This window comes from Achromobacter spanius, from assembly GCF_039673305.1.
Taxonomy (GTDB): domain Bacteria; phylum Pseudomonadota; class Gammaproteobacteria; order Burkholderiales; family Burkholderiaceae_B; genus Achromobacter; species Achromobacter spanius_F.
Map to the genome: position 1 here is coordinate 35,963 of NZ_JBDJLJ010000001.1, position 12,603 is coordinate 48,565.

Below are 12,603 nucleotides of genomic sequence, written 5' to 3' on the forward strand. Positions count from 1 at the left end.
AATGTCTATTCCCACGGCCACTATCCAGGCGACATCCTCCGTATCAGGAAACGCGTTGTGCGGGCGGGACCAGCATGCCATTCGCAGGTTTGGATTCGCCAACCTGAAGCCCTGTTTTCCCCGACCCGGGAATTAAGACGTGCGTAGTGCGCAGAGTCAGGTTGCCGTCCCGAGCTTCCGAGATTGCAGCAAAACCTTCCACGATCTCGGCATACAAATCCCGAGTCTTCTTCATCGAGCCTCCTCTCGCGTTCGCCCCTGCTCGCAAAGACCTTCTTAGCTAGGAAATAAACTGTTCATATCCTAGGCGATGAGCCGCTCATTGTGGCGAGCCACTCTTCATTAATAAAACTGGTAGACCCAATATCAGACGACGTAACAGCGCTGCCCGCTCAATTCATCCGCTTATGATGCGCGCGTTATTTGATTTAGATCCAGACCTCGCAACGTTGCCAGCAGATCACGCTTATCCCCAACCCGCCTAGCCAACCACACCGTCGCCCCCCCGCACCCCGCATCCTCCACCACATGCCGCACAATCTGAAATCCGTTCACCCCCAACAACTCCCGATACTCCGCCCCCTCCAAACTCCCGTGATACAGCGGCCTCCCTTCAAACTCCCCAATCGCCTCACCCAACCCCGGCCCGCTCGTAAACATCAACACCGCCCCCGGCGCAGCCAACCGCCCGAAATCCCCAAACATCCCCCGCTGATCCTCTGGCGACAGATGAAAAAAGCTATGCCAAGCGATCAACCCATCGAACGGCCCCGCAACCGGCATCTTGCGCATATCCCCAGCAACCCACTGATGCTCAGGAAACGCCGCCTTCGCCCGATTCAATAGCGGCACCGACGTATCCACACCCGTAATCCGACACCCACGCTCAATCAGATACTGAGCAATCGGCACCCCAAACCCACACCCAATATCCAGCACCCGCGGACTCGCCCCCGGCAGTAGCGCCAGAAACGCATCCAGCCACGCGCGCTCGATCAGCCCTGTCCCACGCTTACTCACAAACGCGTCGGCGTGCTCCCGATAGATCGACACCACGTCATCAGCAGGCGACTTGGACATCTTCAAACTCCCGTCTCGGCGACCAAAAATCCCAGACCCTTGGCGAGCGAATCAACCGCAAACGCCCGAGTCCCCATGGAAGCACTCCCAAGCCTCCGACTCAATATCCTCAATCACCACCCCATCCTCACCCGCGATGGTGAACTGCTCCTGGCTATCGCCAATACTCGCCGCCCCATCCAACCCCAGCAGCAGCGAATACATCGTGTCCCGCAGTGCCACATCCAAAACGCCACGCACGCCCTCAAGCTGCGCCGCCGACAGCCCCAACGCACGCACCTTGGCCGCAACCGCACTCCCGCCATCCGCCGCCATGAACGTCTCCAACAGCTCACCCCGCAGCGCATTCCAGTTGCCGACAAATTCCTTCGCGTCCATTCGATTCCCTTAACGTGTCCCACCCGCGGCCGTATACCCAACCCAACCGCGATCCAATCAACCAAAAAACAAGGGCCGCATAATCGCGGCCCCTGCATTCACACCCTTCTAACCCTCATCAAGCCTTACGCACCTGCGCAATCAGCGCATCCAGCTGCTTCAGCATCGAATCCACTTCCTCAGCCGTCACATTCAGCGCCGGCATGAAGCGCAGCAGGTTGGGGCGCGGCGCGTTCAGCAGCAGACCTTCCGGCGCCTGATTCCGCGCAGCCTCGACAATCGCCGGACCGTCATCGCGATCCATGACCAGCGCACGCAGCAGACCCATGCCGCGTTCGCCCTTCATGCCGTACTTGGCCGACAACGCCAGCAGGCCTTCCGACAGCTGCTTGGCACGCGCATTGACCGCGTCCATGAAGCCCGGCGCAACCAGCGCGTCAAACACGGCGACGCCGACGGCGGTGGTCAGGGGGTTGCCGTTGTAGGTGCCGCCTTGGTCGCCGTGCTGGAACACGCTGACTTCCTGGCGTGCCAACAGCGCAGCCAGCGGCACGCCGCCGCCGATGCCCTTGGCCAGCGTCATGATGTCGGGGACGACATCAAAGTGCTGGTAGGCGAACATCTTGCCGGTGCGGCCCATGCCGGTCTGGACTTCGTCGACGATCAGGAGCAATTGGTTTTCATCGGCCAGCTTGCGCAGGCCTTGCATGAATTCCTTGGTGGCGGGCAGCACGCCGCCTTCGCCTTGGACGGGTTCCAGCATGATGGCGACGGTCTTGTCGTCGATCAGCTTGCGCACGGATTCCAGGTCGTTCAGTTCGGCCTTGGGGAAGCCTTCGACCTGCGGGGCGAACATCTTGTCCCAGCCCGGCTTGCCCGACGCGGACATGGTGGCCAGGGTGCGGCCGTGGAAGCCGTGGTTCATGGTGATGATCTTGTAGGCGCCGTTCTTCTTGACCTGGCCCCACTTGCGCGCGAGCTTGATGGCGCCTTCGTTGGCTTCGCCGCCGCTGTTGGCGAAGAACACGCGGTCAAAATCCGACGCGCCGGTCAGGCGCTTGGCCAGCTCGATGGACGGGATGTTGTAGAACGCCGGCGACGGGTTCATCAGCTTTTGCGACTGTTCGACCAGCGCGCGCTGCATTTCGGGCGCGGAGTGGCCCAGGGTGTTCACCGCCCAGCCCTGCACGAAGTCCAGGTATCGCTTGCCCGCGTGATCCTCCAGCCAGGATCCCTTGCCGCTGACGAACACGAGGTCCGGGCGGGAGGTGATCTCCATGAGGGTGTCGACGTTGAACTGGCTGAATTCCATGGCGGTTCCTGCGGGATGTAAGGACAGGGGATGAGGGAAATTTCGGGGAACTTCCCCGGGGGAAGCGCGAAAAGGCAAATGTAGCACCGACGGGGGGATGCTATCGTGACGCTACCCCATCGATCTGCCCCGGGCCGGCCTCACAAGGGCTGCCAGCGCGGGCGCTCTATTTTATGCAGGCTGCGCGCCCCCGGCGCGGCGTCGCCTGTCGCTTTTTACTGAACAATCATGAAACGTATTCTTTCCAGTCTTGCCGCCGGCCTGGCGCTGGCGGTGGCCGGCGCTCCGGCCCATGCCGAGTATCCCGACCGTCCCATCCGCCTGATCGTGCCGTTCCCGCCCGGGCAGGCGACCGATATCTTCGCCCGCGCCCTGGCGGAAAAGCTGGGCACGGCGGTCAAGCAGCCCATCGTGGTCGAAAACCGCGCCGGCGCCGGCAGCAATATCGGCATGGAGCAGGCCTCGCGCGCCGCGCCCGACGGCTACACGCTGGTGATCGCCGGCAGCGCCGCGGCGGTGAACCAGACGCTGTACAAGACCATCAACTACAGTTTGACCCGCGATTTTGCCCCGGTGTCGGGCGTGTTCTCGGTGCCGCTGATGTTCCTGGCGACGCCGGCCTCGGGCATCACGTCGCTGCAGCAGCTGGTGACGCAGGCCCGCGCCAATCCGGGCGAACTGGCCTACGCCAGCGCCGGCATCGGCGGCACGCAGCACCTGTCGGCCGAGATGTTCAAGGCGGCCGCGGGCATCGACATCCGCCACATCCCGTACAAGGGCAGCGGCCCCGCCCAGGCGGATTTCCTGGGCCACCAGGTGCCGCTGATGGTCGACTCGGTGACGGCAGGCCTGCCGCACGTGCAGAACAAGAAGGCGGTGGCGCTGGCGGTGACGACGGCCAAGCGCCTGCCGCAGCTGCCCAACGTGCCGACGGTGGCGGAATCCGGCTATCCGGGCTTTGAGGCCATCGGCTGGGCGGCGGTGCTGGCGCCCAAGGACACGCCGGCCGAGATCACCGGCGCGCTCAGCAAGCAGATCGCCCAGGTGCTGAACACGCCCGAGATGCAGAAGTTCTTCCGCGACCGCGGCGCGGAACCCATGCCGCTGACGCCCGAGGCCACCGGCACGTTCATTGCCGGCGAAGTCGACAAGTGGGGCAAGGCCGTCAAGCAATCCGGCGCGCAGGTGGATTGAACGCGTTACGCGACTGCCTTCGCTGCGAGCCGTCCCTGAAAGGGGACGGCTTTTTTGTTGCGGGTGACTTGGGCGGGGTGGTGTTTCTTGGCCGGTGTCTGACACCCGGGTGAGATGGATTTGGAGTTGTCGCACTGGTTTATTGGGTGTCAGACACCTACGTTGAACTAGAAATGGCTGCACTGCTTATCGGGTGTCAGACACCGACGGTGCAGCAGCTAGTGAGCGGGTGTCGGAAACCCGTATTGAACGGCCGGCGCGCCCACCGCGATTGGGTGGTTTTTCTGGATGATCCATCCAGCCGTAGCCGGTTTATCGCGCGGGTGTGCTTGCCTAAGCTCGTATCTCCATCGACATACCTGAAGGAGATTTCCCATGGCGGACCATTCGATCAAGGGCAAGGTCGCGATCATCGCGGGCGGGGCCAAGAACCTGGGCGGCCTGATCGCGCGCGATCTGGCGGAGCAGGGCGCCCGCGCGGTGGCGATCCACTACAACAGCGCCGCATCCAAGGCGGAGGCCGACGCGACCGTGGCGGCGATCCAGGCGGCAGGCGCGAAGGCCGTGGCGCTGCAGGGCGACCTGACGACGGCTGCTGCGGTCGAGAAGCTGTTTGCCGACGCGGTGGCGGCCGTGGGCCGGCCCGATATCGCGATCAACACGGTGGGCAAGGTGCTCAAGAAGCCCTTCACCGAGATCAGCGAAGCCGAGTACGACGACATGACGGCGGTAAATTCGAAGACGGCATTCTTCTTCCTGCGGGAAGCAGGCCGGCACGTCAACGACAACGGCAAGGTCTGCACGCTGGTGACCTCGCTGCTGGGCGCCTTCACGCCGTTCTACGCCGCCTATGCCGGCACCAAGGCGCCGGTGGAGCACTACACCCGTGCGGCGGCCAAGGAGTTCGGTGCGCGCGGGATTTCGGTGACGGCGGTGGGACCCGGCCCGATGGATACGCCTTTCTTTTATCCTGCCGAAGGGGCCGATGCGGTGGCGTATCACAAGACGGCGGCGGCGCTGTCGCCGTTCAGCAAGACCGGCCTGACCGATATCGAGGACGTCGTGCCCTTCATCCGCCATCTGGTCAGCGACGGCTGGTGGATCACGGGCCAGACCATCCTCATCAACGGCGGCTACACGACCAAATAGGCGCTGGGCCCGGCCGGGGCGGCGTCAGACAAGGAGAACGGCATGCATGTGGCGATGGTCATCGGAGGTGGCGTGGTGCTGCTGGGCGTGTTCCTGCTCTTCGGAAAGCTGTGGGGCGCCGACGCGGCGGCGCTGGCCGTGGCCGCCAAGGCATTCATCCCCGTATGGCTGGTGGTGTCGGCGGTGAACATGTGGGTGGGTGTGACCCACGCCGGGTATAGCGTGCGCGAGGAATTGCCGATCCTGCTGATCGTGTTCCTGGTCCCGGCGGTGCTGGCCGCCCTGGCGATCTGGCGCAACGCCTGACGCGGGGCGCGTCCGATCGGCGCCCCGTCAGGTCGATGCGAATGCGGCTATGCTTTTGGTGCCTTGCGCGCGCGCCCGGGCTGCGGGATGGCGCGCGCTTCCATCTTGCATTTCGTCAGGCCGCACATGGACCGATTCGACCAGTACCGCGTGTTCGCGCAGGTTGCCGACATGGGCAGTTTCATCAAGGCGGCCCATGCCCTGGATGCGCCGCGCGCGTCGGTATCCGCCGCCATCCAGCAGCTTGAAACCCAGCTTGGCGTGCGGCTGCTGCACCGGACCACGCGACAGGTGCGGCTGACCGCCGACGGGGAGCAGCTGCTGGAGCGCGTGCGCCCCCTGCTGGCCGAAGTGGAAGACATCGACCAGCTGTTCCAGGCCAATGCGCGCCAGGCGTCCGGCAGGCTGAGCATCGACGTGCCCAGCCGCGTGGCCCGCCGGCTGGTCGCACCGCAGCTGCCCGGCCTGCTGCGCCGCCATCCGCGCCTGCAGGTCGTCCTGAGCTCGACCGACCGCGCTATCGACCTGGTGCAAGAGGGCGTGGACTGCGCGGTGCGCATCGGCGCGCTGCACGACAGCAGCCTGGTCGTGCGGCCGCTGGGCAGCATCGCGTTGATCAACTGCGCCAGCCCGGCCTACCTGCGCGAGCACGGGGAGCCCGAGCACCCCGGGGACCTGGCTGCCGGTCACTGGGCCGTGGGGTACGCATCCCCCAAGACCGGCCGGGAAACGCCCTGGGAATTCCTGGCGGCCGAGGGCGGCGCGCATCAGATCCCGGTGCGCAGCCGGGTGGTCGTGAACAACGCCGAAAGCTATATCGCCTGCTGCCTCGCGGGGCTGGGACTCATCCAGATTCCCCGCTTCGACGTGCAACACCTGTTGAATGCCGGCGAACTGGTTGAAGTCATGCCTGCCGCGCGCGCGGCGTCCATGCCGGTGTCGCTGCTGTACCCGCACCGCCGCCAGCGCTCGCGGCGGGTGGCCGTTTTCCTGGAGTGGTTCGAAGGGGTGATGGCCTCCCACGTGGACCCCTGAGCCGCACGAGCCCGGCACGGTCCAAACCGGTGCCGGCGCGCCCGCCAGCGGCGCATCCGCCGCACCACGGCGGGGCATCCTGCAGAACGCCCGGCATCGCCACCCGGCGGCTGACCATGGCATGGAACTTGCATTGACTCTCTTTGTATACCGATATGGTGTGCAACGCATTGACCCGGCCGGGCAGTGCGGGCCCTGGAGAGTTCCTCATGAAACGCAGAACCCTGTTGCTGTCCCTTTGCGCCGCCGCCAGCATGCTCGCCGCGCCGCTTACGCACGCCGACGCGCTGGACGACATCGTCAAGGCGGGCACCATCAAGATCGCCGTGCCGCAGGACTTCCCGCCCTTCGGCTCGGTGGGCTCTGACATGAAGCCCCTGGGCTATGACATCGACACCGCCCAGCTCATCGCCAAGCAGCTGGGCGTGAAGCTGGAACTGGTGCCCGTCACCAGCGCCAACCGCGTCCCCTATTTGCAGACGAAGAAGGTGGACCTGGTGATCTCCAGCCTGGGCAAGAATGCCGAGCGCGAGAAGGCCATCGATTTCTCGGACGCCTACGCGCCGTTCTTCAACGGCGTGTTCGGGCCGGCCGACCTGAAGGTGGCGTCCGCCGCCGACCTGGCCGGCAAGACCATCGGCGTGACGCGCGGCGCGGTGGAGGACATCGAGCTGTCCAAGATCGCACCCGAATCCGCCACGCTCAAGCGCTACGAGGACAACAACGGCACCATCACCGCCTTCCTGTCGGGCCAGGTGCCGCTGATCGCCACCGGCAACGTGGTCGCCGCCGCCATCCTGGCGCGCAATCCCGCCAAGAAGCCGGAAACGAAATTCCTGATCAAGGATTCGCCCTGCTACATCGGCATGAACAAGGACGAACCCAAGTTGCGCGCACGCGTCAACGACATCCTGGCGGCCGCCAAGCGCGACGGCTCGCTGTCGGCGATATCGCAGAAATGGCTGGGCGCCGGACTGCCTAAGGATCTGTAAGTCCAGGGCGGCCGTCATGGCTTACCAGTACGACTTCGCCTCGGTGTTCGAGTACACGCCGGTGCTGCTCAAGGGCATCGGCGTCACCATCGAACTGATCGCGTTCGGCGCCGTGGCGGGCGTGGCGCTGGGCATCGCCTGCGCCTGGGCGCGCACGCAGGGTCCGGCCTGGCTGCGCGCGCCGGTCACGGCCTATGTGGAGCTGATCCGCAACACACCCTTCCTGATCCAGCTCTTCTTCGTGTTCTTCGGCCTGCCGTCGCTGGGCATCCAGCTGGGCGAAATGCAGGCCGCCTGCCTGGCGATGGCGTTGAACCTGGGCGCCTACAGCGCCGAGATCATCCGCGCGGGCATCGACGCCACGCCCCGCGGCCAATACGAGGCGGGCGCCAGCCTGGCGATGACGCGCCTGCAGGTGTTCCGGCACGTGGTGCTCAAGCCCGCGCTCATGCGCATCTGGCCCGCGCTGTCGTCGCAGATCGTGATCGTGATGCTGGGATCGGCGGTGTGCTCGCAGATCGCGGCGGAAGACCTGACCTTCGCCGCCAACTTCATCCAGTCGCGCAACTTCCGCGCCTTCGAAGTCTATTTCGTGACCACCGGCATCTATCTGGCGCTGGCCGTGCTGCTGCGCCAGCTGTTGCGCATGGCCGGCAGGCGCCTGTTCCGCAAGGCGGCAAGATGATTGAATTCTCGACCTGGGACATCGTGCGCAACCTGCTGCTGGCGGCGCGCTGGACCATCGTGCTGTCGCTCGCGGCCTTCGTGGGCGGCGCGCTGATGGGCATGCTGGCCCTGATGATGCGCACGTCGCGCGTGGCGCTGATGCGGCGCGCCAGCTGGGCCTATATCGAACTGTTCCAGGGCACGCCGCTGCTGATGCAGCTGTTCCTGGCGTTCTTCGGGTTGTCGCTGATCGGCGTGGAGGTGCCGCCGTGGCTGGCGGCGGGCGCGGCGCTGACGCTGTGGTCGGGCGCGTTCCTGGCGGAGATCTGGCGCGGCTGCGTGGAAGCCGTGCCGAAGGGACAGTGGGAAGCGTCGGCCAGCCTGGCGCTGGGCTACGTGCAGCAGATGCGCTACGTAGTGCTGCCGCAAGCGCTGCGGATCGCGGTCGCGCCCACCGTGGGCTTCGCGGTGCAGATCGTCAAGAGCACGGCGCTGACCTCGATCATCGGCTTCACGGAATTGTCGAAGGCGGCCACGGTGATCACCAACGCCACCTTCAGTCCCTTCACCGTCTATGCCTGCGCGGCGCTGATCTATTTCGCGCTGTGCTGGCCCCTGTCGCGCCTCAGCCTCAGGCTGGAAAGGAAGTTGCATGCCCCTCATCGCCCTTGAAGACGTACGCAAGAAATTCGGCGACAACGAAGTCCTCAAGGGGGTGACGCTGCGCGTCGATCCCGGCGAGGTGATCGCCATCATCGGCAAGAGCGGCTCGGGCAAGAGCACGCTCTTGCGATGCATCAACGGCCTGGAACAGATCGACGGCGGCGCGATCATGGTGGCCGATGCGCAGCTGGGCAACGACGAGCTGCGGCTGCGCGCGCTGCGGCTGAAGGTCGGCATGATCTTCCAGCAGTTCAACCTGTTCCCGCACCTGACCGTGGGACGCAACGTCATGCTCTCGCCGATGGTGGCCAAGCGCATGCCGGAGCGCGACGCCGCCGACATGGCGCGCGTCATGCTGACGCGGGTGGGGCTGGCCCACAAGTTCGACGCCTGGCCGGAAGAGCTGTCCGGCGGCCAGCAGCAGCGCGTGGCGATCGCGCGTGCGCTGGCGATGCAGCCGCTGGCGCTGCTGTGCGACGAGATCACGTCGGCGCTGGACCCTGAACTGGTCAATGAAGTCCTGGCCGTGGTGCGCGAGCTGGCGGCCGACGGCATGACCTTGCTGATGGTCACGCACGAGATGCGCTTTGCGCGCGAGGTCTGCGACCGCGTGGTGTTCATGCACCAGGGCAAGGTGCATGAGATCGGGCCGCCGGAAGAACTGTTCACGGCGCCGGCCACGCCCGAATTGCGGCAGTTCCTGGGAATGACGAACCTCGCCGCCTGACCCGTCCCCCAGCTCCCCGCCCGCGGCGCATCGGTAAAAATGCACCATGCGACCCGGTGCGTGCGCTTCTTTCCGCGGCAGGCCGCGGTTCCTATAGTGGATTTGTCCGTAGCCGGGCTCTGGGCCGATGGACTCTCCCGGCGCGGTTTATCCAACCTGAAGCGCAAGGAGTTGAGACATGGACAAGGACCGCATCAAGGGCGCCGCCAAGGAAGTGAAGGGCGCGATCAAGGAAACCGCCGGCAAGGTGACCGGCAGCACCAGGACGGAAGCCGAAGGAAAGGTGGAAAAGACCGAGGGCAAAGTGCAGCGCAGTGTGGGCGAAGCCAAGGATCAGGCACGGGACTTGCTGGACAAGTAAACGCGGCTGCCCCCCTGGCATGACCCGCTATGTCCAATAATCGCCCGAAGGAGAAAAAAATGACCCATCGAATTTGGCTTGCGCTGATGCTGGCAGTCGCCGCCCTGACCGCCGGCTGCAACACGATGGAAGGTGCCGGCAAAGATATCGAACGTGGCGGGGAGAAGATCCAGAATCAGGCCAAGTAGGCGCTGCATGCCTGTCTTCCAGGGCCGGCGGGGCGATGCCCCGCTGGCCCTTTTCGTCCTGAACCGGCGCCGCCGGCCTGATGGGCGACGCCCCGACGCCGTCGCGGATCAGCGCGAAAAGCCGCGCGCCGAGATTTCCCAGATGTCCTGCACCACGCCGTCGCGCACCACCACCAGCCCGTCGTGCAGGTTGAAGGTGGGATCCACGTGCGAGGGCACCAGCCGCAAGACCGAGCCCAACGCGGGCGCCGTCGCGCCCGGTTCCACGCGCACGACACCGTGCTCGTCGTTGATGGCCGTATAGGTCAATCCCGGCGCGTCGAAGATGGCGGGCGGGCCGCACTCCGCGGTGGTGGACTTCAGCCCGGCGTCCAGGATGACGCGATCGGGCGCGGGCGCGCTCATGACGGTGGCCAGCACGAACAGGCTGTTCTGGAACGACAGCGGGCCGTCCCAGTCATTCGCGCCGTAGTCCCCGTCCATGAAGGCGTACGAACCGGCCTGCAATTCGGTGTAGACGCCGCTGGCCGCGTCGAATTCGGCGCTGCCCGTGCCGCCGCCCGTGATCGTGTCGCACGCGATGCCGCTTTCGCGCAGGAGCTGCGCGTAGGAAGCAGCGATGCGCGCGGCCTGGCGGCAGACCTGGGCGCGCTCCTCGCGCGTGCGGTAATGCTGCACCGACCCGTGATAGGCCTGCAGGCCCGCGAAATTCACGCCCGGCAGGTCGCGCGCCTGCTGCGCCAGCGCCAGCACCAGGGCGTCGTCCGACACGCCGCAACGGCCCTGGCCCACGTCCACTTCGACCAGCACATCGATCTGCGCGCCGGCCTGCATCATGGCCTGCGACAACTGCGCCAGGTTCTGCGCGTTGTCCACGCACACGCTCATCTTGGCGATGCGGGCCAGCTGCCCCAGCAGCGCCAGCTTGGCGGCTCCGACGACTTCGTTGCTGATGTGGATGTCGCGGATGCCTGCCGCCACGAAGGGCAGGGCTTCGCTGACCTTCTGGCAGCAGATGCCGCGCGCGCCCAGCGCCAGCTGCCGCAGCGCGATTTCCGGGCACTTGTGGGCCTTGGCATGCGGGCGCAGGGCCACGTCGTGGCGGTCGGCCCAGGCCTGCATCGCGCGCAGGTTGGCTTCGAACGGCGCCAGGTCCAGCACGAGACTGGGCGTGTCGACGCTGGCCAAGGGATCGCCCGGCTGGGCGGGCGGGGGCAGCGCGATGCCGCGTATGACTTCCTGGGACATGCTGTGACTCCGTTGTCTGACCGCATGGGGATGTAACCGCACGCATAACCAAAGCGCGGCCACCCATAACCAAAGGGGCTGCTCACCCCCAGGTAAACGATAGCCCCGTAACCATTGGCTACGAGAGGCCTACATGACAGAATTTCATCATGAAACCGGCCCCCAAGGGGAGGCCCATTTCGGGCCCGGCAGCGCGCCGTGGCCTGGAATGACAAGACGACCCACGTCAATTGATATACCTGTCAACAAGCACCGGAGAAGCCCGCATGAAACTCAAGCACTGGATCACCGCCCTGACCGTCGCGGTCGCCGCCGTCGGCGCCGCGGGTTCCGCACAGGCCCAGCAATTCTTCCGCATCGGCACGGGCGGCACCGCCGGCACGTACTACCCGATCGGCGGCATCATCGCCAACGCCGTATCGCAGCCCGGCAAGCTGGTGGCGACAGCCGTTGCCTCCAATGGCTCGGTGGCCAACATCAACGGCATCCTGGGCGGTTCGTTCGAAGCCGGCTTCACGCAATCCGACGTGGCGTTCTGGGCCTACAGCGGCACCGGCACCTTCGAGGGCAAGCCCAAGGCCCAGGACCTGCGCCTGATCGCCACCCTGTATCCGGAAAGCATCCACCTGGTGACGCGCAAGGGCGCGGGCATCAAGAGCGTGGCCGACCTGAAGGGCAAACGCGTGTCCATGGACGAGCCGGGCTCCGGCACCCTGGTCGACGTGCGCCTGATCCTGGGCGCCTACGGCATGACCGACAAGGACATCAAGGCTGAATACCTCAAGCCCAACCAGGCCGGCGACAAGCTCAAGGACGGCGGCCTGGACGCGTTCTTCTTCGTGGGCGGCGCTCCGGCCGGCGCCATTGCCGAACTGGCGTCCAGCGGCGCGGGCATTGAAATCGTGCCGCTGGTCGGCCCGGAAATCGACGCCCTGCGCGCCAAGCAGGAGTTCTTCACGCCCGACACCATCGCCGCGAACACGTACCAGAACGTCGGCGAAGTGAAGACCATTTCGGTCAATGCGCAGATGGTGACGTCGGCCAAGCTGCCCGAACAGGTGGTTTATGACGTGACCAAGGCGCTCTACAGCGATGCCACGCGCAAGACGCTGGACAACGGCCACGCCAAGGGCAAGCTGATCACGCGCGACAACGCCGTCAAGGGCGCCGGCATCCCGTTCCACCCGGGCGCCGAAAAGTTCTACAAGGAAATCGGCCTGATGAAGTAGGCCCCCCCGAAGCGCCTGCGGCGCTTCCCCCCCAGGGGGCGCCGCAGCGGACCGGCGGAGCCGGATCCGCGCGGC

Annotated in this window: 16 protein-coding genes; 11 read left to right on the top strand and 5 right to left on the bottom strand. The window is 65.7% G+C overall.

The annotated features are described in order from the left end of the window. Positions 1 to 43: 43 nt before the first annotated feature. The 4 genes from ABE485_RS00180 to ABE485_RS00195 all read right to left on the bottom strand — a co-directional run bounded on the left by ABE485_RS00180 (position 44) and on the right by ABE485_RS00195 (position 2,770). Positions 44 to 235, bottom strand: a complete 192-nt coding sequence (locus tag ABE485_RS00180) for a hypothetical protein (RefSeq protein ID WP_346512615.1) — start codon at positions 233 to 235, stop codon at positions 44 to 46. A 170-nt stretch (positions 236 to 405) separates the two neighbouring features. Then, positions 406 to 1,080 carry a class I SAM-dependent DNA methyltransferase gene (locus ABE485_RS00185; protein WP_346512616.1) on the bottom strand — a complete coding sequence of 225 codons (675 nt, stop codon included), beginning with the start codon at positions 1,078 to 1,080 and terminating at the stop codon, positions 406 to 408. Between the two features lie 51 nt (positions 1,081 to 1,131). Continuing rightward, complete coding sequence (locus ABE485_RS00190) at positions 1,132 to 1,458, bottom strand: hypothetical protein (RefSeq protein WP_346512617.1); 327 nt, start codon at positions 1,456 to 1,458, stop codon at positions 1,132 to 1,134. 118 nt (positions 1,459 to 1,576) lie between these two features. Then, the gene (locus ABE485_RS00195; RefSeq protein ID WP_346512618.1) at positions 1,577 to 2,770 is read right to left on the bottom strand and encodes an acetylornithine transaminase; all 1,194 of its coding nucleotides are present in this window, start codon (positions 2,768 to 2,770) and stop codon (positions 1,577 to 1,579) included. A 228-nt stretch (positions 2,771 to 2,998) separates the two neighbouring features. Here ABE485_RS00195 and ABE485_RS00200 point away from each other — a divergent pair, with 228 nt between their 5' ends. The 10 genes from ABE485_RS00200 to ABE485_RS00245 all read left to right on the top strand — a co-directional run bounded on the left by ABE485_RS00200 (position 2,999) and on the right by ABE485_RS00245 (position 10,051). Continuing rightward, positions 2,999 to 3,964: a Bug family tripartite tricarboxylate transporter substrate binding protein gene (locus tag ABE485_RS00200; RefSeq protein WP_346512619.1), complete on the top strand. Its 966-nt coding sequence runs from the start codon at positions 2,999 to 3,001 to the stop codon at positions 3,962 to 3,964. A 375-nt stretch (positions 3,965 to 4,339) separates the two neighbouring features. Next, the gene (locus tag ABE485_RS00205; RefSeq protein ID WP_346512620.1) at positions 4,340 to 5,113 is read left to right on the top strand and encodes an SDR family oxidoreductase; all 774 of its coding nucleotides are present in this window, start codon (positions 4,340 to 4,342) and stop codon (positions 5,111 to 5,113) included. 42 nt (positions 5,114 to 5,155) lie between these two features. Continuing rightward, positions 5,156 to 5,419, top strand: a complete 264-nt coding sequence (locus ABE485_RS00210; protein WP_346512622.1) for a hypothetical protein — start codon at positions 5,156 to 5,158, stop codon at positions 5,417 to 5,419. Between the two features lie 126 nt (positions 5,420 to 5,545). Beyond that, positions 5,546 to 6,454: a LysR family transcriptional regulator gene (locus ABE485_RS00215; RefSeq protein WP_346512623.1), complete on the top strand. Its 909-nt coding sequence runs from the start codon at positions 5,546 to 5,548 to the stop codon at positions 6,452 to 6,454. Positions 6,455 to 6,663: 209 nt separating this feature from the next. Then, positions 6,664 to 7,446 carry a transporter substrate-binding domain-containing protein gene (locus tag ABE485_RS00220; RefSeq protein ID WP_346512624.1) on the top strand — a complete coding sequence of 261 codons (783 nt, stop codon included), beginning with the start codon at positions 6,664 to 6,666 and terminating at the stop codon, positions 7,444 to 7,446. A gap of 16 nt (positions 7,447 to 7,462) precedes the next feature. After that, on the top strand, positions 7,463 to 8,131 hold the full coding sequence (locus ABE485_RS00225) for an amino acid ABC transporter permease (RefSeq protein ID WP_346512626.1): 669 nt from the start codon (positions 7,463 to 7,465) through the stop codon (positions 8,129 to 8,131). Beyond that, positions 8,128 to 8,784, top strand: a complete 657-nt coding sequence (locus ABE485_RS00230) for an amino acid ABC transporter permease (protein WP_346512627.1) — start codon at positions 8,128 to 8,130, stop codon at positions 8,782 to 8,784. Before ABE485_RS00225 ends, ABE485_RS00230 begins: the two co-directional genes overlap by 4 nt. Beyond that, positions 8,765 to 9,502 carry an amino acid ABC transporter ATP-binding protein gene (locus tag ABE485_RS00235; protein WP_346512629.1) on the top strand — a complete coding sequence of 246 codons (738 nt, stop codon included), beginning with the start codon at positions 8,765 to 8,767 and terminating at the stop codon, positions 9,500 to 9,502. The genes ABE485_RS00230 and ABE485_RS00235 overlap by 20 nt, the downstream gene beginning before the upstream one ends. 178 nt (positions 9,503 to 9,680) lie before the next feature. Then, a complete protein-coding gene (locus ABE485_RS00240) occupies positions 9,681 to 9,863 on the top strand; it encodes a CsbD family protein (protein ID WP_346512630.1) in 183 nt (60 codons plus the stop codon). A 59-nt stretch (positions 9,864 to 9,922) separates the two neighbouring features. Continuing rightward, positions 9,923 to 10,051 carry an entericidin A/B family lipoprotein gene (locus ABE485_RS00245; RefSeq protein ID WP_346512631.1) on the top strand — a complete coding sequence of 43 codons (129 nt, stop codon included), beginning with the start codon at positions 9,923 to 9,925 and terminating at the stop codon, positions 10,049 to 10,051. A gap of 108 nt (positions 10,052 to 10,159) precedes the next feature. On the opposite strand, the gene ABE485_RS00250 is transcribed toward ABE485_RS00245, so the two are convergent. Beyond that, a complete protein-coding gene (locus ABE485_RS00250) occupies positions 10,160 to 11,299 on the bottom strand; it encodes a DSD1 family PLP-dependent enzyme (protein ID WP_346512632.1) in 1,140 nt (379 codons plus the stop codon). Positions 11,300 to 11,565: 266 nt separating this feature from the next. Here ABE485_RS00250 and ABE485_RS00255 point away from each other — a divergent pair, with 266 nt between their 5' ends. Continuing rightward, on the top strand, positions 11,566 to 12,528 hold the full coding sequence (locus ABE485_RS00255; RefSeq protein ID WP_346512633.1) for a TAXI family TRAP transporter solute-binding subunit: 963 nt from the start codon (positions 11,566 to 11,568) through the stop codon (positions 12,526 to 12,528). The last annotated feature ends 75 nt before the right edge of the window (positions 12,529 to 12,603 follow it).